General features: G+C 61.7%; 17 protein-coding genes and 1 tRNA gene. 8 read left to right on the forward strand and 10 right to left on the reverse strand.

Features of this window, described 5'->3' with window-relative positions:
* Positions 1 to 156: 156 nt before the first annotated feature.
* Both topA and QWU43_RS06675 read left to right on the forward strand, forming a co-directional pair.
* The gene (gene topA, locus QWU43_RS06670; protein ID WP_370917446.1) at positions 157 to 3,096 is read left to right on the forward strand and encodes a type I DNA topoisomerase; all 2,940 of its coding nucleotides are present in this window, start codon (positions 157 to 159) and stop codon (positions 3,094 to 3,096) included.
* A gap of 141 nt (positions 3,097 to 3,237) precedes the next feature.
* Entirely contained in the window at positions 3,238 to 4,218 is a 981-nt protein-coding gene (locus QWU43_RS06675) for a transglycosylase domain-containing protein (RefSeq protein WP_370917447.1), read from the forward strand.
* Between the two features lie 11 nt (positions 4,219 to 4,229).
* Here QWU43_RS06675 and QWU43_RS06680 read toward each other — a convergent pair whose 3' ends face one another.
* Positions 4,230 to 5,759: an adenylate/guanylate cyclase domain-containing protein gene (locus QWU43_RS06680; protein ID WP_370914656.1), complete on the reverse strand. Its 1,530-nt coding sequence runs from the start codon at positions 5,757 to 5,759 to the stop codon at positions 4,230 to 4,232.
* Positions 5,760 to 5,860: 101 nt separating this feature from the next.
* On the opposite strand from QWU43_RS06680, the gene QWU43_RS06685 reads away from it, so the two are divergent.
* The 5 genes from QWU43_RS06685 (at position 5,861) to QWU43_RS06705 (ending at position 9,984) form a co-directional block, all read left to right on the forward strand.
* Positions 5,861 to 7,117 carry a DNA polymerase III subunit delta' gene (locus QWU43_RS06685; protein ID WP_370917626.1) on the forward strand — a complete coding sequence of 419 codons (1,257 nt, stop codon included), beginning with the start codon at positions 5,861 to 5,863 and terminating at the stop codon, positions 7,115 to 7,117.
* Between the two features lie 73 nt (positions 7,118 to 7,190).
* Positions 7,191 to 7,266 (forward strand) — tRNA-Thr (locus QWU43_RS06690).
* Positions 7,267 to 8,135: 869 nt separating this feature from the next.
* Positions 8,136 to 8,714 carry a hypothetical protein gene (locus QWU43_RS06695; protein WP_370917448.1) on the forward strand — a complete coding sequence of 193 codons (579 nt, stop codon included), beginning with the start codon at positions 8,136 to 8,138 and terminating at the stop codon, positions 8,712 to 8,714.
* Positions 8,711 to 9,610 carry an ATP-binding cassette domain-containing protein gene (locus tag QWU43_RS06700; RefSeq protein WP_370917449.1) on the forward strand — a complete coding sequence of 300 codons (900 nt, stop codon included), beginning with the start codon at positions 8,711 to 8,713 and terminating at the stop codon, positions 9,608 to 9,610. Before QWU43_RS06695 ends, QWU43_RS06700 begins: the two co-directional genes overlap by 4 nt.
* Positions 9,607 to 9,984 (forward strand): hypothetical protein, encoded by a 378-nt coding sequence (locus QWU43_RS06705; protein WP_370917450.1) that lies wholly within the window; start codon positions 9,607 to 9,609, stop codon positions 9,982 to 9,984. Before QWU43_RS06700 ends, QWU43_RS06705 begins: the two co-directional genes overlap by 4 nt.
* Positions 9,985 to 12,450: 2,466 nt before the next feature.
* On the opposite strand, the gene QWU43_RS06710 is transcribed toward QWU43_RS06705, so the two are convergent.
* The gene (locus tag QWU43_RS06710; RefSeq protein WP_370917451.1) at positions 12,451 to 14,865 is read right to left on the reverse strand and encodes a YncE family protein; all 2,415 of its coding nucleotides are present in this window, start codon (positions 14,863 to 14,865) and stop codon (positions 12,451 to 12,453) included.
* Positions 14,866 to 15,140: 275 nt separating this feature from the next.
* Here QWU43_RS06710 and QWU43_RS06715 point away from each other — a divergent pair, with 275 nt between their 5' ends.
* A complete protein-coding gene (locus QWU43_RS06715; RefSeq protein ID WP_370917627.1) occupies positions 15,141 to 16,289 on the forward strand; it encodes an MFS transporter in 1,149 nt (382 codons plus the stop codon).
* Positions 16,290 to 16,315: 26 nt separating this feature from the next.
* Here QWU43_RS06715 and QWU43_RS06720 read toward each other — a convergent pair whose 3' ends face one another.
* The 8 genes from QWU43_RS06720 to QWU43_RS06755 form a co-directional block, all read right to left on the reverse strand.
* Entirely contained in the window at positions 16,316 to 17,131 is an 816-nt protein-coding gene (locus QWU43_RS06720; RefSeq protein ID WP_370917452.1) for a cytochrome c biogenesis CcdA family protein, read from the reverse strand.
* 2 nt (positions 17,132 to 17,133) lie between these two features.
* Positions 17,134 to 18,051, reverse strand: coding sequence for a DsbA family protein (locus QWU43_RS06725; RefSeq protein WP_370917628.1), 918 nt, complete (start codon positions 18,049 to 18,051; stop codon positions 17,134 to 17,136).
* Positions 18,052 to 18,229: 178 nt separating this feature from the next.
* Positions 18,230 to 18,592: a DUF2304 domain-containing protein gene (locus tag QWU43_RS06730; RefSeq protein WP_370914909.1), complete on the reverse strand. Its 363-nt coding sequence runs from the start codon at positions 18,590 to 18,592 to the stop codon at positions 18,230 to 18,232.
* Complete coding sequence (locus tag QWU43_RS06735) at positions 18,592 to 19,257, reverse strand: glycosyltransferase family 2 protein (protein WP_232958759.1); 666 nt, start codon at positions 19,255 to 19,257, stop codon at positions 18,592 to 18,594. The genes QWU43_RS06730 and QWU43_RS06735 overlap by 1 nt, the downstream gene beginning before the upstream one ends.
* 184 nt (positions 19,258 to 19,441) lie before the next feature.
* Positions 19,442 to 20,266, reverse strand: a complete 825-nt coding sequence (locus tag QWU43_RS06740) for a glycosyltransferase (protein WP_370914650.1) — start codon at positions 20,264 to 20,266, stop codon at positions 19,442 to 19,444.
* 4 nt (positions 20,267 to 20,270) lie between these two features.
* A complete protein-coding gene (locus QWU43_RS06745; protein WP_370917453.1) occupies positions 20,271 to 21,494 on the reverse strand; it encodes a lipopolysaccharide biosynthesis protein in 1,224 nt (407 codons plus the stop codon).
* On the reverse strand, positions 21,494 to 22,933 hold the full coding sequence (locus tag QWU43_RS06750) for a M1 family metallopeptidase (RefSeq protein WP_370917454.1): 1,440 nt from the start codon (positions 22,931 to 22,933) through the stop codon (positions 21,494 to 21,496). The genes QWU43_RS06745 and QWU43_RS06750 overlap by 1 nt, the downstream gene beginning before the upstream one ends.
* Positions 22,926 to 25,043, reverse strand: a complete 2,118-nt coding sequence (locus QWU43_RS06755) for a prolyl oligopeptidase family protein (protein WP_370917455.1) — start codon at positions 25,041 to 25,043, stop codon at positions 22,926 to 22,928. Before QWU43_RS06755 ends, QWU43_RS06750 begins: the two co-directional genes overlap by 8 nt.
* Between the last annotated feature and the right edge of the window lies 1 nt (position 25,044).

Raw genomic sequence — 25,044 nt, forward strand, 5'->3', positions numbered from 1 at the left:
ATGGCGGGAAAGTGGGTTTGTCCGGCGTGAACGGTGTACCGCAGGTGCATCTGAACGAGGAGTATCCCCGGTGATGCCGTGCAGTGGAGACATATACAACTGTGTACGGTAGTCGAAGATGAAGAACACCCACTGTTCGAGAGGTACGTAACCCAAGTGGCAGCAGCTAAGCGGTCAGGCACGAAACGACTGGTCATTGTCGAGTCGCAGACGAAGGCGAAGAAGATCGCCCCCTATCTGGGAAGCGACTATATCGTCGAGGCATCCGTCGGGCACATCCGTGACCTGCCGCGCGGTGCCGCTGATGTACCGGCGAAGTATAAGAAGGAACCTTGGGCACGTCTCGGGGTGGATGTCGAGCATGGCTTTGCTCCGCTGTACGTGGTCAGCGCGGACAAGAAGAAGAAGGTCTCGGACCTCAAGGCCAAACTCAAGGATGTCGATGAGCTTTACCTCGCCACCGACCCTGACCGTGAGGGCGAAGCCATCGCCTGGCATCTGCTCGAGGTGCTGAAGCCGAAGGTTCCGGTCCGGCGTATGGTGTTCAACGAGATCACCAAACCCGCGATCCTTGCGGCTGCGGAAAATACCCGCGAACTGGACGCCAATCTCGTCGACGCCCAGGAGGCCCGCCGCATCCTGGACAGGCTCTACGGTTACGAGATCTCCCCGGTGCTGTGGAAGAAGGTCATGCCTCGCTTGTCGGCCGGTCGTGTCCAGTCCGTGGCAACCCGGGTGATCGTCGAGCGGGAACGTGAACGGATGGCGTTCATTTCGGCGCACTACTGGGATATTGCGGCTGAGTTCGACACCGGTAACCCGTCCGCGGACGCGACCAACCCGCGAGTCTTCTCTGCACGCCTGACGGCTGTCGATGGGGCACGTGTCGCAGCGGGTCGGGACTTCAACGACCGAGGTGTTCTCAAGACCGATTCTGTCGTCGTCATCGACGAACAGCGGGCACGTCAGCTCGCGGATGGCCTCGCACAGTCGACGATGGCTGTTGTGGGTGTCGAGGAGAAGCCGTACACCCGCCGCCCGTACCCGCCGTTCATGACGTCGACATTGCAGCAGGAGGCCGGCCGGAAACTCCACTACACCTCGGACCGCACGATGCGTATCGCACAGCGGCTGTACGAGAACGGCCACATCACGTACATGCGCACCGACTCCACGACGCTGTCCGCGTCGGGCATTGAAGCGGCCCGGACCCAGGCTGTCGAACTCTACGGACGGGACTATGTCTCTGATGCTCCCCGCCAGTACACCCGTAAGGCGAAGAACTCCCAGGAGGCGCACGAGGCGATCCGTCCGGCAGGAGAGACCTTCGCCACCCCGGGTGAGCTGCACAGTCAGCTCGATGCCGAGGAGTTCAAGCTCTACGAACTGATCTGGCAGCGCACCGTGGCGTCCCAAATGGCCGATGCCAGGGGCACCTCCATGAAGGTGACCATCGCGGGTAACGCTGATGACGGGTCGGCCTGTGAGTTCGCTGCGACGGGGCGCACAATCACGTTCCCTGGTTTCCTCAAAGCATATGTCGAGGTGTCCCGACAAGCGGATGGCCGCGATGTGGCGGACAACGCGGAGAAGCAGCTTCCGCGCCTCAACGAGGGTGATGCCCTGACGATCTCCGACGTCACGGCAGAAGGCCACACCACCAATCCACCCGCCAGGTACACAGAGGCGTCGTTGGTGAAGAAGATGGAGGATCTGGGTATCGGGCGTCCGTCGACGTATGCGTCGATCATCAAGACGATCCAGGATCGCGGGTACGTCTATCCGCGAGGTAGTGCGCTGGTACCCAGTTGGGTCGCTTTCGCGGTCGTCGGGCTGTTGGAGGCGTCGTTCTCATCGCTGGTGGACTACGATTTCACGTCCTCGATGGAGGATGAGCTTGATGAGATAGCGGCGGGGACGGAGAACCGTACGCACTGGCTCAACGGGTTCTACTTCGGCAACGTGGAGGCATCCGACGCGATGGCGGAGACGGTGGCCCGGCTCGGTGGTCTGAAAGCGCTCGTCGGTGACAACCTCGAACACATCGATGCCCGCAGCGTGAACTCCCTGCATCTGTTCGATGACGAGGAAGGCCGGGGTATCTTCGTCCGGGTCGGACGCTACGGCCCGTACCTTGAGCGGCAGGTAGGTACCGCAGAGGACGGTTCCCCGGAACATCAGCGGGCGAATTTGCCGGATTCGATGACTCCGGACGAACTGAACCTTGCAGCGGCAGAGAAGCTTTTCGCTACGCCGCAGGGTGGGCGGGAACTGGGAGTCAATCCTGCCAATGGGCGGATCATCGTGGCCAAGGAGGGGCGTTACGGCCCGTACGTGACCGAACTGGTCACGGATGCGGAACGTGAGGGTGCTCTGGGGATTGCAGAGAAGGTTGTCGCCGAGGAGCGTGCTGCCGAGGACGCGCAGCGTGCCGCCGAGGGGAAGCGGGCGAAGAATTGGGAGACCAAAACCGCCGCGAACCAGAAGGAGAAGCGGGTCAACCAGATCATCGAGGAGACCCTCAAACCGGGAACCGCATCACTCTTTTCTTCCATGGAGCCGGCGACGGTGACGCTGGAGGATGCGCTGCGGCTGTTGTCTCTGCCGCGTGAGGTCGGAACCGACCCAACGGACGGTGAACTGATCACGGCCCAGAACGGTCGTTACGGTCCCTACCTGAAGAAGGGCAACGATTCCCGGTCGCTCGCGGACGAAGAGCAGATCTTCACTGTCACTCTCGACGAGGCGCGCCGCATCTACGCAGAACCGAAACGTCGTGGTCGTGCGCAGGCGGCTCCGCCATTGAAGACACTGGGTGACAATGATGTGTCGGGTAAGCCGATGGTGGTCAAGGATGGCCGCTTCGGCCCTTATGTCACCGACGGCGAAACCAATGCGTCGCTGCGGAAGGGAGACACCCCCGAGACGATGACTGACGTTCGGGCGTGTGAACTGCTCTCCGAGCGGCGCGCCAAGGAAGCCGCGAACCCATCCCCGGCGAAGAAGACTCGGAAGAAAGCGACCAAGAAAGCCGCGAAAAAAACGGTGAAGAAGACCACGAAGCGTGTGGTCAAAGCGGGAACGAAGAAGAAATAGCTCTGAATCGGACTGCGGCGGGTCCGGGCGGTAATCCGCATGGGCCAGCGGTCCCGGCCCTGATGATGGTCCATGTACAGTGCGGATTCGAGGTCGACCGCTGCGGGACAATCCCGGAGCCGCAGGGAGGATGTTCGCGGCATGTTCTGCTCAACGTGTAGCAGGTGGATACCGGCGTATTCGTCGGGTCCCGTGGTGTGCCCGCACTGCCGTACAATTCAACCGGCCCCGGATGGGGAACAATCCTGCGACTTTCTTAGCCCGACGCCGCCGAAACGTCGGCAACGCGGTTTTCTCTTCAAGACCGCCACCGCGCTGCTCTTCTTCTGTCTCATCTCGACCATCGGATTCGGGTCACTCCGCTTCTGGACGCCGCCGTCGACGGCATTCATGAGGAACCATGAGGGACCCTACGTATACGAGTACGTTCCGGTCGACCACATCAGTCGGAATGTGCTGGCCGCCATGATCCTGCATGAGGATGATCAGCTCGGTCCCCGGGTTCAGGCTTTTGACTGGGGAGATTTTCTGGGGCGGGCTCGGGCATATGTGACAGGAACCAAACAAGAGACCTATTCGACAATTCCCCAGCAATTGGCCAAAAACCTGTTCTTTTCCCCGGAACCCAGTGCAGTGCGCAAGGCGGTGGAGGTGTACCCGGCGTCGTTTCTCGCCTTCTCCCTGCCCGATTCCAGGATTATCGAGCTGTACGCGAACTATGCGGAATTCGGGGACGGTATCTACGGGGTATGCGCAGCGTCCTGGTACTACTTCGACACTCCACCGTGGTTTGTCTCTGAATCCGAAGCCGCCCAGCTCGCCGGAATGCTACCGAACCCCAAGGACGTCGTCCGGCTGCAGGGTGGCGGGGTGTCACACCCCGCCACCGCCGAATATCCCAGCGCCGCTTACCACATCAACGGTGCATTGAACGTTGACATCCCGCAGCGCCTCCGAGCATGGGGAGGGTGGGAAAACGTCATGGAGAGCATCGGAATCCACGACTCGGCCGGTGATCACTCGGATTCCAGGCCCTCCCCGACGTCATGTTCGGTGATGCCGGAGGGCATCCGTGCCCGGCTGTCGCGGGAGGACCCGGGATTCAGATCCCGGTGGCCCTGACGGACACGGAGCTATGCCCGCTCGGCGAGTGTCGCGCGGATAGGGCGTGCCAGTTGGGTCAACTCATGGCGCCCCCGCAGTTCCACGGACTTCAGCAGCGTCCACCGGGCGCGCTCGGCCTCGTTCGCGTCACGCAGGGTGGCGGCGGAGGTGAGCACCTGCCCAGGGGTGTTCTTGGCCAGTTCAGTCAGCCTCGCGGCCTGATTCACGGCGTCCCCGATGACGGTGTACTCGAAACGGTCATGCCCACCGATGTGCCCGGCAACGACGTGTCCTGCAGAGACACCGATGCCGCAGGATAACTCCATGCCTTTGAGCTCCTGACGTAGCTCACGGGCGGCTGCGAGAGCATGCCCGGTGGCGTCGGCGAGTTGAAGCGGCGCACCGAAGACAGCGAGAGCTGCGTCCCCCTGGAACTTGTTGATGATGCCCTTGTGCCGGTGCACCACATCCACGACGTGCTCGAAGAACTGGTTGAGTGCCGCCACGACCTCCTCAGGGGTGTGATTCACCGCGAATCCCGTTGAGCCGATGACATCGACGAACAGAACCGCCACCTTTCGATCCTCGCCCCCGAGGGTTGGGCGTTCCTCCATAGCCCTGTGCGCGACCTCCGTACCGACGTAACGGCCGAAGAGCTCACGGACACGTTGACGCTCCCGGAGACCGCGCATCATCTCGTTGAACCCGGCCTGGAGCACCCCGATTTCGGAACCGTCGTAAATGTCTACCTGGGTGGAGGTCTCCCCTCGTCGAACCTTGTTGATCGCGTCCTGTAGTTCACGGATAGGGTCAACGACGCTCATGATCACGAGCGCTGTAGCCGCGAATCCCGTCACGAGGGCCGCGAGCGCGAGCGCGATCACGGCGGGCAGAATGTCTTCGGGATCCGCCGTGAAATAACCGCTCTTCTGTCCAGCGATGAGCAGAAGAATGCCGATGGCCGGGATGCCGGTCGTGGATAACCAGGTGAGCTGGAGACGTCGCTGTACCGGAGGTTCCAGAGTGGAGTCCTCGAAACGGCGGGCGAGAGCAATCACCGCGACCGGGCGGACGAGCCGCGCCGCTTCAAGATAGGTCAGCAGGACGATGACTGATCCTCCGAGGAAACTCGTCAGCCCCACGACCAGAGCGTGTCTGGGAGACTCCTCCACCCCCGCGACGGTGGTGATGATGCCGATACCGATCATCCACACGGCCCCCGCGAGCGCGGACTGGTACACCGGTATTCGCATGACCAGATTGCGCACCATATTCGGGTCATGCGCCTCCGGGTGCCGCTGCCAGCGGAGTACCGGAAGGAACAGCGCTGCCGTCGCGATGACGCCCACGACGATGGCGAACAAGAGGTACCCGACAGCGAGTACCGGGAGATACTCCGCGCGGTGCGTCACCTCGGATGTGGCGGGCAGCGGAACGAGGAACTTCAGAAATAGCATGACACCCACGGCGCCGAGTACATTCGAGCCGAGCACCGTCGCGGCATACAGTGGCCACGAGGTACCCCACAGCCACCTGATGATTTGTGCGACACGACTCATGACCTTCACCTTATCCGGCCCGCCGGACACGTGCGTGGCGTTGCTTATAAGCTGGGGGAGTGAGCACGCCGAAGGCCCCCCAGAACCCTGCCGACGTCCCGGTGACCGGACCGGACCGGGACGGAAACGATGTCTTTGATCGGGTCGCGGGTTCCCCGGCCGTCCGCCGCACGCTAACGTCCGCAGCGGCGTCGGCACGCACCCGCGCAGCGCGGAGAGGCAGGGACGACACAGAATCGACCGGAGCCACGGAAGCGGGCATGACCCACTCATGGTTGTTCACCGGGCCTCCAGGCTCCGGTCGTTCGGTGGCCGCCCTCGCCTTCGCGGCAGCCCTCGTGTGCGGAGATTCGAATAGTACGGGATGCGGGAGATGCACCGCCTGCCGAACGGCGCTCGCCGGGACACACGCCGACGTCATCCACGTGGTGCCACACGAGCTGAGCATCAGTGTCAGTCGGATGCGCGACGTGATCCGGGACGCCTCCAAACGCCCCACCACCGCCGACTGGAGGGTCGTGGTCATCGAGGATGCTGACCGGTTGAGTGACGCGGCGGCCAACGCACTACTGAAAACGGTGGAGGAGCCCCCGGAACGGACGGTGATCATCCTATGCGCCCCGTCGACGGACCCCCGGGACATCGCCATCACGCTGCGCTCGCGGTGCCGACACGTCTACATCCCGACACCAGCGATCCCCGACGTCGCCCGCATTCTCGTCCGTGAACTCGGAGTCGCGGAAGGGGACGCGAACCTCGCCGCCGCAGCATCGGCCGGGCACATCGGGCGTGCGAGGAATCTTGTGCGCAGCACTGCGGCGCAGCAACGACGTGCACAAGTGCTGGGGCTCGCCAGACTGGTGTACGAGGGTGACCTCGCATTCCGGGAGGTGACCAACCTCATCCGCACCATCGAGACGGAAGCCGGGGAAACCCTCGATGCCCTCGACGAGAGGGAGACCGAGAAACTGGCCGTCGCGCTCGGAATGGGGGCGAAGGGCAAGGGAACGGTGAAAGCCCTGCGCGGCACCCGCACGGAGATCAAAGACCTGGAGGAGAAACAGAAACGGCGCCGCACCCGCTACCTGCGGGACGCCCTCGACCTCTCCCTAGTGGATCTCGCGGGACTCTACAGGGACGCCCTGCTCACCTCATCCGGGGCGCAGGAGGTGCAACGCATTCATCCGGACATGGCGGAAATCGTCGACAAACTCGCGGAACGCAACACCGCTGAAGCTCTGGTGGCGTGCCTCGACGCAATTACCCTCTGCCGGGAATCCCTCGGACAGAGTGTACGGCCCGTCGTGGCCATGGACGCGCTCGTCGGACGGCTCCGCAAAGCATGCGGAGTGTCCTGAAAAGAGGCCTTGCACTGGGCTTTCGTGTCAGCACCGTTCATGCGCTAAAGTAAGTGATCGGTACCAGTACCATGCCGCCTTAGCTCAGTCGGTAGAGCATTTCACTCGTAATGAAAAGGTCGCGAGTTCGATTCTCGCAGGCGGCTCCACCCCTTGTGGCGCTTTTGTTTTCTACGCTATTTTATCGCGCGCGTTGTGTTAGAGAGCGAAGGTGATTCCATTGCATGCATTCTTTCTAGACTTAAAGCCAGTACGAACAGCTATCGCTCTAGAAGTTGCTGTTGTGCTGCTTTGCTCTATCATCACGACTACGTTTTATTCCGCAGGGTCTCGATCCATCGCCTTTATGGTGACTCTCGCGCTCGTATCCTTCCTTCCACTTATCATAGGCATACTTACTGTCGGTGGAGCTAGCAGGATAGAGTCTGCGGAAATTATAGCGACTAGTGTGAGAGGGTTGAAGGGGGAATTAACCAGGCGCTTTGCGTCTCTCCTGACAGTCGGAATCATCATGATTATCTTGATGTATTCCGTGCTATCGCTATTCAAGGGTTGGCCCCGTAATGATGGTATTAGCACCCTTGTTTCTTACGTCTTAGGCGTAGTCATCGTGGCTCTTTGTGGGCTTCTCGCGATTCTCCTAGCTCAGCCGCCAAAGGTAGCCCTTCTTGCAGTTGTCATTTCCTGGATAGGGTTAACATTCGTTGTTGACCCCTATATCTTATCGTTTCTGATTGCTCGTATCACCCCACTCGTATTGCTGTTTTTCCTTGCTTTCATAGCATTCCGACGTCTCGAAGACGGAAAACTTTTAGTCGGAATGGAGGAATAAATGCGAATTATATCAAGTCTAAGGTTCTTGCTTCTACTTGAGCTCCGGAAGTTGAACCGGCAAAGAGTCCTTAGTATATGTTTTTTCGCAGTTGCGCTTATTGCGGTGGCAATCGCATTGACCTCGCCACGTTCTTACCCATTAACGGACCCGCGATTCGCTGTACGATACCTACAGACATTTGTTATGTTGGGTGGATTCTTGGGAATCGTCAATGGTGCTTTATTGGCAAAAACTGCGGGAAGCTTCGATTCGACTGAAATTGAACTCGCGGCACCTACTCCATATTTCATAACTCTTGGTGCGCGTTTCCTTGCGGTCATGATTAATGTCATTTTTTGGCCTGTGGTATTTTGTGCCCTGCTTACAGGGGGGCAACTGATTTCCGGCACGGCAGATGTGGCGATCACTGCAGGTGCAATTGTTTTGATTGGGCTTTTCGGCCTCAATTCGGCTGTGCTGATGGCTTTCTTCATTAGTTCTCTATTGCCGAAATCCCTCGGTCTCATAGCCGGTATAGCTTTTTGGGGATATTTGATTTTTGTACCAAATTCATTTGGCATACCAACTCTAAATGGTAGCGTTTTCAGCCTCTTGGGTGACCAGTACTGCACTCGCCTCTTTGCTGTCACTCCGATATTCGAAGGCTCATATATGGGTGGTTCCTCGTTAGTTTTACTCGCGGTAGTAATAATGACGTTATTCGTCCATATCTTGCTGTTTGGAGCGGCGTCAACGCTGATCAAGGGGAAGGTTCTTAAATGAGTAATAGCAAAGTTTCTGATCGGATGATTGCCCTTCACGAAGTTTCTAAAAGTTTCCCGGATCGGGGCGAAGTTATCCATAACATCAGCGCAGTGATTCCTCATGGAATCGTTGGTCTTTTGGGACCTAACGGGGCAGGGAAAACTACCCTTATGCGTTTACTGTGTGGAATCTACATGCCCAGCTCTGGTTATCTCACGTACGGTGATGATCGAATTGACGATAAGAAAGGCAGTGCTCGTTTCAAATCAGTGCTAGGTTATCTTCCACAAAATATAGGATTCAGCAAACACCTAACCGTGATCGAATCACTGCGATATATGTGTCACATCAAAAACCGAAACGATCTCGGGAAGTCCGAATCTTATCTTGAATCCCTTCTGGAGGAAGTTTCACTACTAGATTCAAGAAACCAGAGGGCAGGGTCGCTGTCTGGAGGGATGACCCGAAGGCTTGGTATTGCGCAAGCTCTCATAGGCGATCCAAGTGTACTCGTTGTGGATGAGCCTACCGCCGGACTGGACCCCGAAGAACGATTGCGGTTCCGGAGGCTTTTGGCACGGTTTGCTGCTAACCGCACTGTCCTGCTATCAACGCATATCCTCGATGACGTATCTAGTACCTGTGATCACGTAATGTTTATGCAATCGGGAACTATCATTGATAGTGGAATTCTTTCAGACGTAGTGAGGAAGGCTACAGGGCACGTCTGGATCACGCCCCCTCTATCGTCATCCCGAGCTCTTGGTAGCGAATATGAGATCGTTGCTGAGGAACCGGGAATAGATGGGACCCGTTATCGTGTCGTTGGTAACAATCCGGCGCCCGGCTTCGTCGACGCCACCCCCACTTTAGATGATGTCTACTTACTCAAGATGAAAGGTGAAATATCATGAAATTTGTAAGAGTGCTTTTGGGAACGTGCCTCTGTGGTGTGCTGGCGTCGCAGGTAACAGCTTGTGGCGCATTCCATCAAGAAGATTTTCCGACTGATGGCCCATTATTCAAAGCAACTGCAAACCCGATGAAAGTGACGAAGGAAGATCTCGGCCACTCTTGGCCTTTTGACGATATTTCGGATATTTCAGTGTCGTGTAAGCCGGACGGAGACGTTGTCATCCTGAGGGCAGAGTTACCCGACGGTACAGAATATGCCCTTAATGCCGTTGGTGCGAACGATGGTCTAACTCCGATAGAGGACCGTGCAAGTGGCAGTGTGGGGCCACTGCGATCGGTTGCCTTTGGCACGTGTGATTTTGACGGAAAATAACTCATGGCTTGGGGTTATTCGGTGAAAAATGAGCGCTTTGTTTTTAGGTCAGATGCCGCGAGATGAACAATAAGACTTTTTTGAGTAGATGGGTCGTTTTGTAGCTGCTTGTTTCCAGTCGGTCGTCTCGTCTTCGCTTTCTTGTCCGCCTTCGTGGCTTACTGAGCGACTTATGGCATCAAGGTCAGAAATGCACGTAGGTACTTACCGGGTTCTGCCTATTTTTAACTCTGTTCTCTTGGTGATCGTTGATGTCGCTAAATAGTACGTGGTTACCATAATCCTAGATCAGACTATTTTCGATTTTCGTTCTCGTATGGTACAGAAAGTAGCTTCCGCATTTTTGAATGACATCACTAAGACGTCACCAGGTAGCGTCATGTCACGCGCAACGGCGGTGCCGGGAAATGCGTAATCTGCATTCCCCTCGCGAACCCGAGATATTGAGGGAAGGGTCACACTATTTATCCGCGGCATAGCTATGATGACCCTCATTGGTATATTTTTGCAGGCCATGGCGGTGGGGATTCTCATTTTAGTCTGTGTCGCGCTTTATTTCGCTCTCTACGAGAGTGGAGTCTCTGACCGTGGAGATATAAAACAGTGTGGGCGTCTTGCGTATCAGTTTTGAAAATGTGGTTAAAGGTATCAAAACCGTCGAAGCGTTGTGTGTCGGAAAACAACGATCGTGTGAACGGTTGAGTCTGCTAAAGCAGCGAAGTCTCTTGCAATCAAAAATTATTCAGGCGTTTCGGTCCCTTCTTCGCTCAGCCGAATTCTCGTCTTGGCGCCCTGAGAGTGGTGGTTGCCAATGAAAAAGAGACCGACAGTCGGAATCTGATTCTGGAGCATGAACCGATTCTCGAGAGGACGACCCGCAGGCCTACTCAGATGGAATTTCCATAGTATTTGATAAAGTCTTCTTGAATTCAACGGGCATAAAGTATTGGATGGCCCATCGTTTTTCGTTGTCACACGTACGAGAGCTGCGCCAGTCGGTCGATCAGGATGAGGTAAAACCAGCTGGCTTGGTTTTTCTGATTGCTTTTACACGCCTGATGCGGGATCAACCTATCGTGCTGAAGCACTTCTTGGGACGGCTGCGGGGGTGGTTGGCATCTGGTCTGGTTTGCCCGTGGGGTGGGCCCGGGAGGAGGTTGCTGTGCCTAAGCCCTACCCGTGCGAGTTTCTGTGGTGACGGTATGGCGTTGCGAGGAGCCGCGAGCCTGGAGTGACGATCAAGCGGATCGCGAGAGGTCTCGGTGTTCATCCGATGACACTGCAGAAGTAGATAGGTCGTGCCGACATCAACGAGGGCGCGAAGCCCGGACGGGGTAGGGCTGACGCGGCCGGGCTGCGCGAAGCCCGCAAGCAGATCCGGCTGCTCGAGTAGGGCAACGAGGTTGAGCATCTGGCGGTGGAGCATCTGCCCCAGGCGAACCCGCCGGGAATAGATTCCCGGCTAGTGAGTGAGTTGGCTGCTGCAGGGTTACCTGTGGCGGTGGAGGTCTCGGTGCTCAAACTCTCCGGCTAGCCCTACTACCGGTGGCTGGTGGGCTTCGTAACCCCGAGTGAGGTGGTGGGGGCGTAGTGCACGAGTGTGTTGTTCGCCGCCCACCAAGGCGACCCCTGGGCTCGGGCATCGGCTCCTCGCAGACCAGGCTCGCGGCAACGGTGAAGCAATGCCGGACCAGGCCGCGTGGCCGATTGCGGCCAGAGATGGTTTGTTCAGCGTGTTCGGGACGCCTAGGCGGAGAACCAGGCTTGCAGGCCTGGTCCACCAGTGCACGATGCTCTCTGTGCTGTAGGCGGCGAGCATAGTCCGGACCCCGGGTGCGTGTTCGCTGTGGGCACGCTGAATGAGCTGTGGTTGACCAGACATCACCGGGCACAAGACCGCTGCGGGCAAGTTCTGGCTCTGTGTGCTCAAGGGACGTCTATCCGGGTCGGGTCGTGGGGTGCTCGATCGGCTCGAGGATCAAATCACGGCTGGCTGTTCGGGAACGATGTCGTTATCTGTGGTGACGTCGCCTGCTACGTCGTTTACAGCGGTAGAGGTAGTCACTTTTTTGCAGCCGGGAGTTTCTGGGGGGGGGTCTCGCCCGCGATGGCATGGGCCGGGTCGGGTCGAGCGGGAGCAATGCCGTTGTGGAATCGTTGTGTGCGTTCCTGTAGAACAATGCCCCTCGACCGGTGTACTTGGGTCACCTGCGGGTAGTTGCGGTTCGCGGGTGGTGGCCTGGATTGAGCGGGCCTACCGCCGTCGGTGTCGTCAGGCCTGTCTGGGCTGTTTGTCGCTTATCGGGTTCGGGACGGTCATGAGTACGGCCGTTGTACTGGTGGTGTGGCTACACCCTGTCACCTACCCGTACGGCAGCCCCCAATTGCCCCATGGTGATAGTTGCCAAAGCGACCTGTTATCCATCGGATGACTTTTCACCGCTTCTGAGGACAGTGCCTACGGACTCACCTACTCGGGATCTGGAAGAGTCCGAGGAACAGCTGATGCAGCAGTCCCCCGAGCGCGGCTAATACAGCGAGTACGGCCATGATCCCGGTAAACGCCCCGGTGCTTGATCCGTCGGCGCGTGCGGAATCCCGGTCCGCGAGCGCGGCGTCACGTGCGGATTCAGCCTTGATACGGGCCTGCTCCGCGAGTTCCGCGGCGGCTTCTGCTTCGATCCGTGCTGCTTCGGCCCGCTCTGCCCGTGCGGTGGCGTCTGTAGCTGTTTTCTCCGCTTCAGTGCGCGCCCGCTCGGCCGTGGTGAGTGCGGCCTCGAGGGCGGCGTGCGCCTGCTCTGCTGCGGCCAGCCGGGATTCGATTGCGGCCAGTGTTGCGGTGAGTGAGGTCACCTTTTCCTCGGCTGCGGCCAGTGCCTCCCGCGCGACGGTGAGTCGCTGTTCGAGTTCGGCAGTGTCGGCCGCATGCTCGGCTGCCGCCTCGGCGAGTGCCTCCTCAGCTGCTTCCGCGCGAGTTTTCTCCAGCGCGGCCGTATTCTCGGCTGCAGCCAGCTGGTCACGTACCGTCGCGAGTTCCCGGTGAGTCTCAGCCAGTGCATTCCGGGCCGCATCGCGGTCGTCCCGGATGTCGTGGAAAGCCTGCCGCAGCCCCGCCAGCCGGACCTGTGCGAGCCGGTTCGCCCGGTAGCTGTGCAACTGGTCGGTCCCAACGTCTCCATTTCCCCAACTGCGTTTATTGGTGACGTAGATGGTGCCGTCCCCATCGAAGGAGATGTGGTTCGGCTTCGCGCCGGCATCGAGGTTGGCCACCGGAATGAGGGTGTCCGCATCGATCGCGGTAACTGTGCCGCCGTCACGGTTACTCACGTAGAACAGATCGGTGACAGGCTCGTAGACCGCGGCCACGGCTTTGTCGCCGGTCGCGATGTCTGCCAGTACATCTCCTGACTCCAGGTCGATGATGAGGACGTTTCCGGTGTCCTGATTCGCCACCGCGAGGTGTCCTCGTCCGATGTCGAGCGCCACGCCGGAGCCACGACGCATCACCTGCGAGTCGAGTTGGTACACCTTCGCATCGGAGGGATCCTCGACGTTGATCCGGAGTGCCGCCGGTTTGTCGAGGCTCACGGTGTAGAGGGTGTGCGTGGACTGGTCGTAGGCCGCGTCCATGGGCCGGGTGAAGCCCTCGGGGAGCGGAATCGTGCCAATCTTCGTGGGAGCGGTGGGATCGGAACCGTCGTAGACGGTGATCCAACTATCATCCCGGCTGTACGGACTGGTGACGTACACGCGGTGGGTCGCGGAGTCCACGACCACGCTGCGTGGGTGGCCACCGTCGACCACCGGGAACTGGTGGATGAGACTCAGGTCGTTGGCGTCGTAGACCGCGACGGTGCCGCCCATCGTGTTCGTCACCCAGAGAAGGTCATTGGTGTCATCGATACCGATCCCGAACGCCTTGTACGCCTTGTAGTCGCCCTCGGCGGGTTCAGCGGGCTCAACTTCGTCGAGGACCTCCATCGTCGCCGGATCGACCTTCATGATCGCGGAGGGACTGCGGGTCTCCCGATCGAAGTGAGTCCGGGTGACGAACAGCGCTCCCTGGCGTGCGGAATATACCGACTGGTAGAGACCGCGGGGGAGTTCTCCGACGGTGACGTCGAACCCCTCTCCGCCGTAGGTGTCGTTAAGGGGGGCCACGACCGGGCCGTTCGTACGCAGCGGAGGCCCACCGTCAACGGTGTATCCGACGGTGATCGGCTCACCTATGATCGCCGGGTCCGCGGGAAGGGACACCGCCGTGGTTCGGGCGCGTCGGTTCTCCGGGACGGTCACCGGTGCGAGCAGGAGGTTGGCGGAGTGCCCCTCGATGCCGACGTGATCGATGACGGCGCCTTCCGGGAGGTTGAACACCTCGACGGCCACCGCAGCCCCGGGGCGGGGCGCGGTCTCGGAACCAGAATCGGGGTCGTGCACGGTGATCCGCGGGTGGGACCGGTAAGCCGTGGTCACGCTGTTGTCCCCGTCGCTGATGAGCAGGGTGTGCTCCTGTCCCGCGGTGAGGCGACTGGTGCTCAAGGTGTAAACGGTTCCTTTGAACGTGCCGTTCTCCGCGGTGACGGTGTCCACCAGGTTTCCGCCCCCGATGTCCCACTTCTGGGCTGTGCCGTCGACCTGCGCGGAGAGCACCGCCCCAGCCGGAAAACCTGTGACCTCCGTGCGGAGGACCGTGCCACCGGAGGACCACGTGAACGCATCGGTGACGACGATGGATGCGGTGCCCGCGGTGCTGGTTGACTCCGGTGCCGGGGCAGGCATGGCGGTGGCGTTACCGATGACGCCGATTCCCCCGGTGATGAGGGAGACGGTGACGATCCCGGTGAGAGCCCGCCGCCCGGCCCGAAGCTGTGGTCTACCCATGGTGTGCTCCTCTTTCCCAACTGCGCTGTGACGACCCTGAATTGAAGATAAGTGGAGGCTAACCTAAAAGTATGGGTCGTGGCCAGGGGGTACCTGGAGCGGCGTGGCCGACCCCGCCCGAGCGCCCCGTGCCCCTGAAAGCCGGACGAAGGTCTAACATCTCCCGCATGGTGGAGGAGAGACCCGAATCGCACGTGCCCGGATACGTCCGACCGGGGCACGCGTTCAGACGCGTCGCCGGGGAACGCCGGGCCTGGCTCCCCGTGGTGCTCAGCATGTTCACGGTGGCTTGGGGTGGGAACGAGTTCACGCCACTGCTCGTGCTGTACCGCCAGGCTGGGGAATTCTCCCCGGTGTTCGTCGATCTCATGCTCGTCGCCTACGCCATCGGCGTCGCGGTGGGGCTGCTGGTCACCGGCCCGTTGACCGACCGGTACGGGCGACGCCCGATCATGCTGCCGGCCCCGATCCTCGCGGTGCTTGCTTCGGTGATTATCGCCCTCGCGGAGCACACGGCGGGGTGGATGACCATCGGACGGTTCCTGTCCGGGCTCGCAGTCGGCATGGCGATGACGGGTGGCGGCTCGTGGGTGAAGGAACTCTCCGCGCCGCTGTTTGACCCGGGGGCCCGGCCCTCGTCGGGCGCGAAACGGGCGTCGATGGCATTGACCGCCGGGTTCGCCGTCGGCCCGGCGGTCGCCGGTGTTCTCGCGCAGTGGCTGCCCTGGCCCGGCCAGCTCTCCTTCGGTGTGCATGTGGTGCTGTCCCTGGTTCTGGTCCCCCTGCTCCTGACGATCCCGGAGACCCGGCAACCGGCGATCCACGCGAAGCGCCGGTCGGTACTGGATAGCTTGCGGGTCCCATCGTTGCGGAACCCCCGGTTCTACGCGGTGGTTCTACCCATCGCGCCCTGGGTGTTCGGCTCCGGGTTCACCGCCTACGCGACGCTGTCGGCACGCATGCAGGACCACGTCGCACACCCGTTGGCGTTCTCCGGTGCGATCACACTGTTGACCCTGGGAGTCGGTTTCGCCATCCAGCAGGCGGCACCTGCGATTGCCGGAACCGGAGGGCCCCGCGGCCCGGTCGTTGCGATGGTGGCGACCATCGCGGGATTCGTTGGTGCTGTCGCGGTGGTGCTCAATCCGTCTGTGCCGGTGATGCTCGTGGCGTGCGTATTCCTCGGTCTCTCCTACGGGCTGTGCGTTTACACGGGCCTGTCGGAGGTGCAGCGGATGGCAGCCCCGAACGAGCTCGGTGCCCTGACCGGTATCTTCTACTGCTTCACCTACACCGGGATGGCGTTCCCGGCTCTGCTGACCAGACTCAGTGACTGGTTCAGCTACCCGCTGATGCTCGGTTTCGGGGCGGTGGTGGCCATGATCGTGCTGGCCGTGGTGAGCGTGACGGGGCGCCGGTTCTGATGGTGGTATCCCCCGGTGGCGCTAGCCTAGCGGCGCCGCAGGAGCTTCACACCGATTCCCACGGCGATGATGCTGAGGACGACGATCAGGGCGACGACGTTGTCGATACCGGCCGCGAACTGCGCAACCCGGTTCTGTAGCCGGAACTGGGTTTCGGTGTCCAGCAGGGTCGGTAGAGCGGAGGTTCCGTGGCTGGTGAGGAAGAGGGCACCTATACCGATGAACAGAAAGCCGGCGGCGATGCTGAGTGTGTTCGTATGGATCGGGCCGATGTGTATCTCCCGGCCCCGGAGCCAAGAGGCCCGGCCGAGGTCGAAGCGGTCCCACAGGAGAGCCAGAAGAAACAGTGGGACGGTCATGCCGAGGGCGTAGCAGGCCATGACGAGCGCGCCGTAGACGGCGGACCCGCCGAGCGCGGAGGTGGCGAGAACCGCACCGAGGAGAGGTCCTGCGCAGAATCCCGCGAAACCGTAGACCGCCCCGAGCGCGAACACGGGCAGCCACCCGGTACCGCGGATCCGGTTGTTCATGGTGGAGAGGCCCGGGATGCGGAATCCCAGGCCCAGGAGGGACCAGAAACCGAAGGCGATCATCACCCAACCAGCCACGGCGATGACGGTGTCCCGGTGCTGGGTGAACAGGGAACTGAATCCACCGATTCCCGCGCCGACCGGGACGAGTACTGCGGCGAGTCCTGCGAAGAACACGGCGGTCCGTGCCACGAGCTGGCGTTTCGAGTTGAACGCGTAGGCGAAGAATGCGGGGAGAAGGAGCGCCGAGCAGGGGCTCAGGATGGAGAGTGCCCCGCCGAGGAACGCCCCGACTATGCCGATCGACAGCACTGTTAACGGGCCTCCTGTGCTGTCAATTCAGCCGAGGAACGGGTGTCGGCATCAGGAACCGCGTTCTCCCCGTCGGCCACGCGTTGGAGCTCTGTATTGATGACCTCCTCGAACACCTCAAGGGGTTGTGCGCCACCGATGAAGGTCTCTCCGATCACGAAACCGGGGGTTCCGCTCACACCGATACCGCTGGCGTAGGCACGGGCGTTGGCGATTGCTTCGTCGTATTTGTCGCTGGTCGCGTCCGCACGGAACTTCTCCATGTCCGGTACCCCGGCTTCTTTGGCGAAGCGGATGAAATCTTCGATCCCGTAGTTTGGGTGGCCGGACGTGTCCTTCGAGGAGGTGTAGAGAGCGTGCTTGAATTCGATGAACTTGCCCTGCTCTGCGGCGGCCCGTCCGGCCCGCGCCGCGGCTTCGGCGTTGGGGCCGTTGATCGGAAGATCATTCCATTCCATGCGCACCAGACCGGTGTCGACGTATTTGCTCAGGATCGTCGGTTCCGTGTTATTGGCGAACAGTGAGCAGAACGGGCACTCGAAGTCGGAGAACTCGGAGATGACGACGGGGGCGTCGATCGCGCCGATGGCGAAGGGATCGTGGACGTTGCGGCGGTGGATGTTGAGGATGTCCGATTGGGCCTGCAGCGGACCCCGCGGACCCCAGAACAGGGCATCGTAGCTGCCGTCGGACAGCTTCTTCGGTCCGCTACCGCGCGTCCCGTCTGCACCAGCTTTGACCGCATTGACGACGTCATCGTAGGACGGCGAGGAACCTGTTGTGGCCCCGGTGTTGTTCTCCGGGGCTGCGGTCGTGCCGATTGTGGCGGATGTGGTGGGATGATCTGCTGTGCGGTCTCCGATGACGTAGCCGACCAGACCCGCGATGATGACGAGAAGTGCGGTGAAGGCCCACAGCATCGGGGGGATTTGATTCGTTGTGGTTTCGGCGGATGCGGGGACGGAGGTGTTTTCTGTTGCGGTGGTCTCCGCATTCTCGTCGGACACGAGGGGCTCCTTCTCTGAGGGGCTTGGTGTGATGAATCGGTCAGTGTCTCATTGTCCACGATCGGTGGAGAAAACCAATCGGTCTGATCCGCTACACGGACGGATACTCGTCCTCCGGGCGGACGGCATTGCGCAGGGCGATGGCCCGCGCGAGACGTGCGTAGCGCAGGTCCTGTTCACGGAACCGCACCCACGCGCTCAAGGTGGTGAACATGAAAGCCACGGTCAGCGCATAGAGCAGCAGATCCGTGCCCCGGTCCACACCGACCCAGTTCGCCACCACCGTCAGATCATCCGGGCGGAGGACCGCCCAGATCGCTGCGAAAATGAACAGGATGAACCCGATCTTCACCCCAGCCTTGGCACGGGCCTTTCGCCGGTTGGACAAGAAGTACACGACGAGTGCGGTCGTGCAGACGAGGAGCAGGATCTGGATGAGCAGTTGTCCGGTGATCACGGGAGCCTCCTGGCGAGCAGTCCGTCGGCCAGGATGTTGACACCGTTGATCAGCGACTGGCCCTTACTCATCGAATATTCGGTGTAGAGGATGTCCACGGGCTGTTCGGCGACACGCCAACCGCGTTCATCGATCTGGGTGACGAACTCGCTGGCGTGGCTCATTCCGTTCATCCGGATGTTCAATTCCTCGGCAACCCGACGGTTGAATACGCGCAATCCGTTGTGGGCGTCGGTGAGTCCCATCCGCTTCGCCCGGGGGGACAGCATCACCACCGTTCGCAGGACGACGCGTTTGAGCAGCGGAACCTGATCCCCCTCGCTGCGTGGCCTGCCGAAGCGAGTACCGACGACGATGTCCAACGGCTCGGTGCGCAGCCGTTGGAGCATGGCCACGACATCCTTCACCTGGTGCTGCCCGTCGGCGTCGAAGGTGACGAAGTAGCGGGAGCCGGGCTGAGCTCGGGCATATTCGACACCCGTCTGGATCGCTGCACCCTGGCCGAGATTCACCGGATGATTGATCAGGTGTGCACCGGCGGCGTGGATGGCGATGTCGGAATCATCGGCGGAGCCGTCGTTGATCGCGACGATGTTGGGGAACGTCTCGCGGGCGGCGCGGATGACATCCCCGATGACGGTTGCTTCGTTGTAGCAGGGCATGACGAGCCAGGTGTCCCGGTAATCCGGGGTCGTGGCACCGCCGACGCCTGCGGTATCCGGTGAAACTGTGTCGGGAGATTCCATGATGGTGAACATGCTAGCCGACGGTGGGAGAGGTACAGGTGAGCGCCGGTGCACGGGGGAGAAGAGATGCAGGGGGAATGCCCCCGCTCGCGGCGTCCGCTCAGTCTCCTCTGTGGAAGAGCGTCCGGTACACCGATTTCAGCAGTCGTGGCGGTAATGCGCGGTAGAGGGTCCGCACCCCGAGATTGAGTACCGCTCGCCCACGCCCCACCAGGCCATAATCGACGAGGTTGCGCTGCATCTGGCGCTCGGCGGTGAACATTCCCCGTCCTGTGCGTCGGGCGAACATCTCATCACCCGTCCGAAACCTGGTCAATGGCTCAGGAAGGTTGTGGAAACGCGCCCCTCCGGTGAGCATCCGCGCCCACAGGTCGTAGTCCTCCATGAAGTGGACGTCCCGGTAACCCCCCGCCCGGCGGACGGCACTGGTCCGCAGCATCACACTCGGATGGTTGACAGGTGTGTTGATGCGTGCGTACCGGGCGATTGCGTCGTGATCCTCCGGCAGGGTGCGTACCCCGGTGATCGTGTCCGGATCATCATCGGTGAACTCGGACATCGCGGTACCCAGTACATCGATCTCCGGGTGCTCCGCGAGGTAAGTGAGTTGTACGGCGAACCGCTCAGGTTCCGCGATGTCGTCCGCATCGAGGCGAGCGAAGTAGTCCGTGTCGATCTCATCCAGCGCGGACTGGGACGCCGGACCCAGCCCCCGGTTCACCGGCAACTCAAGTTGCCGGGCGGACGGATTCTCCGCGAGGAAATCCGCCACCACCGTTGCGACGTCGTCCGGGACGGGACCGTCCCGGACGATGAGGATCTCCTCCGCCGGGCGGGTCTGTCCCGCCACCGAATCGAGGGCCTGCCTCAGATGGTCCGGGTTGTTTCCGTGGTAGACGGTGACGAGGGCGGTGAGCGTCGGCATGTGGTCAGCGTACCAGTGGCGCGGCACCCTGACGCAGGCCCGTGACGTGCACCAGGGCACCGGCGACAGGACCGATGACCAGTGCGAGACAGACATTCATCGCCAGGGGGAACGGGGCCAGGAAGACACCGAAGGCGACCATGCTTCCGGTCACCCATCCCGCCACATATCGGTTGTGCCGGTTGACCGCGAGCGTCGCGGTCCCGGTGATCATGAGCACCCCCGTGCAGGCAGCGCCGAACGTGAGCGCGGCGAGGACCGGACCCGGCACGACGAACCCGGCGCTGAAGAACACCCCCATGATCCACGGGCCGAGCAGCCAGGCAGCCACTGCACCGAGCACCCCGACACCGAACACCGCACTCAACGGCTTACGCAGCGCACCGAGCAGATCAGCGGAGTTCTCCACGAAATGCACGATCAGGGCTGACTGGAACCGTTGCAACGGTACGAGGATGGGGGCTCGGGTGAGCATCACCGCGAGCATGATTCCATCGACCGTGGTGTCCAGGCCCGCGTCCACGGAATCCCCGGCGACGGCCTTGACGAAGGTCGGAAACCCCACGATGAGCAGCGCCGTTGCCCCAGTGGCGAGCATTGCCGAGACAGCATTACGGACGAACCGCCCGGTACGCACGTCTGCGTCTGAACGCACTGCAGCCCGCGCATCGGCAGACATCCCCAGAATGACCAGCCACGTCGCTGCCCCGAGCACGGTGACCACGAGGAATACCGGCAGGCCCCAGCCCAGTGGCCAGGCGACCAGCACGAGGACGAGCCGAACCCCCGAATCCACCGCCATCAGCCAGGCGTACTGCGCCCACAGGCCACATCCGGACAACACACCCGATAACACTGCCTGATAGGTGTAGCTGACCAGGCCGACGGCCAGCAGCACCACCGCCAGTCCGTGATCCTCGACCAGAAGCCGGGGTGCCCACAACGGGCCTGCAGTGACGAGGACGAGTGCAACGATGATTCCCACCATCCCGGCAACCCGGAACGGGCGGGCACCCCGTGACGGTACTCCCTCGTCGGTCCGGGCACCGGCGACCGCCCGGGTCGTTTCCTGCATCAGACCGTCAACGACCCCGGCGAGCGCGAAGAACAGGCTCCAGAACGCCATAAACTGACCGAAACGCTGCACTCCCAGTGCCCAGGATGCGACGGTCAGGATGATGAAGCCACTGGCCGCGGCGAACACCGTCGCCAGGCTCAGCGCGCGCATCAGCCCGCGCTCCGGGTCCGGGACCGCGGCTCCGGGAATGGTGGCAGTGCCACGTTATGTAACCACGAATTCCACAACCCAGTCAGCGTGTCGACGGGCACCCCGACCTCCGTGCAGGCGGCCGACATCACCGTCCGTAGATCGATCGGTTCCACCACAGAATGCCGGTTCGCCGCCGTGTACCGGCGGATCGCGGCGAAGAAGACGGCGTCATCGTCGATCAGACACCGCAGGGCGTGCACGACTAGCGCCCCACGCTTGTACACCCGGTCATCGAACATCAGCGTCGGACCCGGGTCAGCGAGCAAAAGATCCTTCGGCAGCCGGGTCAACACCCGGTAATGCCGACGGGCCGGCTCCGCAGCGGGCACCCCGGTCGAATGCTCGAACCACAGCCACTCCGCGTAGCACGCGAAGCCCTCGTTCAGCCAGATGTCGTTCCACTGCGCCAGACCCAGGGAATTACCGAACCACTGGTGCGACAACTCATGCGCGATGAGTCGCTCCTGTTCCTTCCGGCCGTCGACATGATTTGAACCGAAGATGCTCAGGCCCTGGGCCTCCAGTGGAATCTCGAGGTCATCCTCGGTCACCACGACCCGGTAACTGGCGAACGGGTACGGGCCGAATAATCGGATGTACAGGCGCATCATCTCGACCTGATCCGCGAACTCGACCCGCGCCGCCGGAGCGGTCCCTGCGGGAAGGAACACGGACACCGGAACGGGCGCAGGAGCTGCGGAAGGGGCGGGCGTCGACAAGCGAGGATCGAAGTCGGCGGCATCGAACTCCGTGTACTGACCGACCTGGACGGTCGCCAGGTAGGTCGCCATCACGTGCTCCGTCCGGTAGTGCCACGACGTCCGTGACCCCGCCCGGCGCCGCTCCACGAGCTCCCCGTTGCACACCACCACGTAGGGATTGTCCGCTGAGACGATGATGTCGTAGCGGGCCTTCTCGTCCGGGGTGTCATCACAGGGGAACCAGCTTGGCGCGCCACACGGCTGCGACGCCACCAGGGAACCGTTCTCCAGCTCCTCCCAGCCGAGCGTCCCCCAGGGGCTGCGCACCGGGCGTGGCGAACCGGAATACGTGATCGACAGTGTGAATTCACTGTCCACCGGGATCTCCGAGTCGAAGGTCAGCAGCAGCTTGCCACGAGCGTGCCGCCAGCGGGCCACCTTGACGCGCACCGCGCCCGATCCACTCGTGGTGATCTTGGCCACCTTCAGTGACGGCCCCAGATCGAGGGTCAGTTGTTTCAGCGGCAGATAGTTCACCATCTCCAGCGTCGCGGAACCCGCGAGACGGTTCGATTCGACCCGATAGTCCAGGTCAAGACGGTAATGCCGGATGTGGAACCCCAGATTGAAGTCGACCCCGGTGTAGGAATCGCGGGTCCCCGGGATCGGGGAATTGCGCAGGCGTTGGCTAGTCATCGTGAGCGGATGATACCGCGCCGGGAGACACGTGTCCGACCTGACGATCCAGCCAGGCGAAGATCACCGACGACAATCGGGCCCGCTGGGCACTGTCTGCCGCACCGCCGTGCCCGCCCTCGGTGTTCTCGTAGTAGTCCACGGGCTGCCCCGCATCCGTGAGTGCCGCTGCGAACAGTCGCGCATGGGCGGGGTGCACGCGGTCATCGCGTGTCGACGTTGTGACCAACGCCGGTGGGTAGGGCCGCTGTGCCCGTGGCGTGACATTGTGCAGTGGGGAATACTGCTTCAGCACCTCGCGGAACTCCGGATCATCCGGGTCCCCGTACTCGGCGGTCCAACTCGCGCCGGCCGACATGCGGTGATAGCGGAGCATGTCCGTGAGTGGTACCTGCACCACTGCTGCCCCGAAGCGTTCCGGATACCGGGTCAGGGCCACCGCCGTCACCAGACCACCGTTGGAACCGCCCCACACGGCTAGCTGCTCCGGGGTGGTGTAGCCGCGCTCGACCAGATCCATCAGCACGGCCTCGTGATCCTCGTGGACCCGCAGCCGGTTGATGCCCGTCGCGCCACTGTGCCAGGCGGGGCCGAACTCCCCGCCACCGCGCAGATTCGCCTGCACGAACAACCGGTCCCGCTCCAACCAGCCGACCCCCGTCGAACCGAGATAATCGGGTAGGAGAGACACCTCGAAACCGCCATAGGCGTAGACCAGGCACGGGCGTGGTTGAATGTCGCTCCCGTCCGCGCCGTCGGCGAAACGTCCCGTGATGAAGTAGGGGATCAGCGTGCCGTCGGCGGACCGGGCATGGTGCTGCCGGGTACTGAGACCGTCGGCGTCGAACGCCTCCGGTGCGCGATATACCGTGTGCAACTCCAACGATCCGGGGCCATCCGAGAGATCACCACACAGCAGTTTTACAGGCTCCGTGAAGGACCGGGCCGCCAGCCAGACCTGATCGTCATCCAGCGGCGCGGTGTCCACCACGCTGACCGTCGCCAGGTCAGGTACCTCCAGCTTCGTGAGCCCAGATGCCGGATCGCCCAGCGGCGCGGAGAACAGAATCGTCGCCACCGTGTCACTCACCGTCAGGATGAGGTGGTTACGGGTCACCGATAACCCTTCCAGGGCACTCGACGGTGACGGGGTGAACACACAATCCAGCGTGTGATCCCCACCGAGGTAGGCATCCAGGTCCGTGACCCCCAGGCCACCGTCCGGAACACCGCCGAACCCCGTGCGGGGGCACACGAAGAGTTTCCCCCGGTGCACCGACACCGCACAGTCCTCTGGTACCTCGATGATCTGGAGCCCGGCATCCGTTTCCACGAAGGTCCGCTGCCGGTAGAAATCGAGTGTGCGGCGCACGAACAGGCGTTCATGTCCCGGTGTCGTGTCCGCCCACCCTGTCGTGGTGATGTCCGACTCCGGTCCAGCGAAATACAGTTCTGCTTCGGAGAGCGGGACACCACGCCGCCACCGCAGCACCCGGGAGGGATAACCGGACTCGGTGAGAGAACCCGCGCCCGTGTTGGTTCCGAGGAAGATGGTGTCCCGGTCGATCCAGCTCACCGTCGTTTTCGCTTCCGGAACGGTGAACGGATGATCCGTGACGAAATCCATTGTGTTGAGGTCGAACTCGCGGATAACCACCGCATCCGCCCCGCCTCGGGACAGTCGCACCAGAGCCCGGTCGTGATCAGGGGAACGGACGTGGGCACCCCGCCACACCCAGTTCTCATCCTCGGCATCGGCCAGGGAGTCGAGGTCCAGGAGGATCTCCCACACCGGAGACCCAGCACGATAGTCCTCCAGTCGCGTCCGTCGCCACAGGCCACGGGTGTGCTCCGCGTCCCGCCAGAAGTTGTACACGTGCCCGCCACGCCGACTCGGAAACGCGATCCGGTCGTTAGTATCCAGGACCCCACGGATGCGGGACTCCAGTGCGGCGCGATCCACCGTGGCATCCGGAGCGTCGAGAAGCGCCACGGTGTCGTCGGTGTGCTCCGCAGCCCAGGCGAGAGCTGTGGGGGAATGGATCGGTTCCAGCTCCGGGTGAAGGGAGGCCGGGGCGCCGAAGTCTGCCGGGTCGGTGGTCTGGGTCATG

Source organism: Corynebacterium sp. CCM 9204 (assembly GCF_041357695.1).
In the GTDB taxonomy this organism is placed as follows: Bacteria; Actinomycetota; Actinomycetes; order Mycobacteriales; family Mycobacteriaceae; genus Corynebacterium.

What these genes read in the sequence shown, in the direction of transcription:
- QWU43_RS06675 (WP_370917447.1), top strand. Translation starts at nt 3,238, where the DNA reads ATGTTCTGCTCAACGTGTAGCAGGTGGATACCGGCGTATTCGTCGGGT.
- QWU43_RS06680 (WP_370914656.1), bottom strand. Translation starts at nt 5,759, where the DNA reads ATGAGTCGTGTCGCACAAATCATCAGGTGGCTGTGGGGTACCTCGTGG.
- QWU43_RS06695 (WP_370917448.1), top strand. Translation starts at nt 8,136, where the DNA reads ATGTTGGGTGGATTCTTGGGAATCGTCAATGGTGCTTTATTGGCAAAA.
- QWU43_RS06700 (WP_370917449.1), top strand. Translation starts at nt 8,711, where the DNA reads ATGAGTAATAGCAAAGTTTCTGATCGGATGATTGCCCTTCACGAAGTT.
- QWU43_RS06705 (WP_370917450.1), top strand. Translation starts at nt 9,607, where the DNA reads ATGAAATTTGTAAGAGTGCTTTTGGGAACGTGCCTCTGTGGTGTGCTG.
- QWU43_RS06710 (WP_370917451.1), bottom strand. Translation starts at nt 14,865, where the DNA reads ATGGGTAGACCACAGCTTCGGGCCGGGCGGCGGGCTCTCACCGGGATC.
- QWU43_RS06715 (WP_370917627.1), top strand. Translation starts at nt 15,141, where the DNA reads ATGTTCACGGTGGCTTGGGGTGGGAACGAGTTCACGCCACTGCTCGTG.
- QWU43_RS06725 (WP_370917628.1), bottom strand. Translation starts at nt 18,051, where the DNA reads ATGCTGTGGGCCTTCACCGCACTTCTCGTCATCATCGCGGGTCTGGTC.
- QWU43_RS06735 (WP_232958759.1), bottom strand. Translation starts at nt 19,257, where the DNA reads ATGCCCTGCTACAACGAAGCAACCGTCATCGGGGATGTCATCCGCGCC.
- QWU43_RS06740 (WP_370914650.1), bottom strand. Translation starts at nt 20,266, where the DNA reads ATGCCGACGCTCACCGCCCTCGTCACCGTCTACCACGGAAACAACCCG.
- QWU43_RS06745 (WP_370917453.1), bottom strand. Translation starts at nt 21,494, where the DNA reads ATGCGCGCGCTGAGCCTGGCGACGGTGTTCGCCGCGGCCAGTGGCTTC.
- QWU43_RS06750 (WP_370917454.1), bottom strand. Translation starts at nt 22,933, where the DNA reads ATGACTAGCCAACGCCTGCGCAATTCCCCGATCCCGGGGACCCGCGAT.
- QWU43_RS06755 (WP_370917455.1), bottom strand. Translation starts at nt 25,043, where the DNA reads ATGACCCAGACCACCGACCCGGCAGACTTCGGCGCCCCGGCCTCCCTT.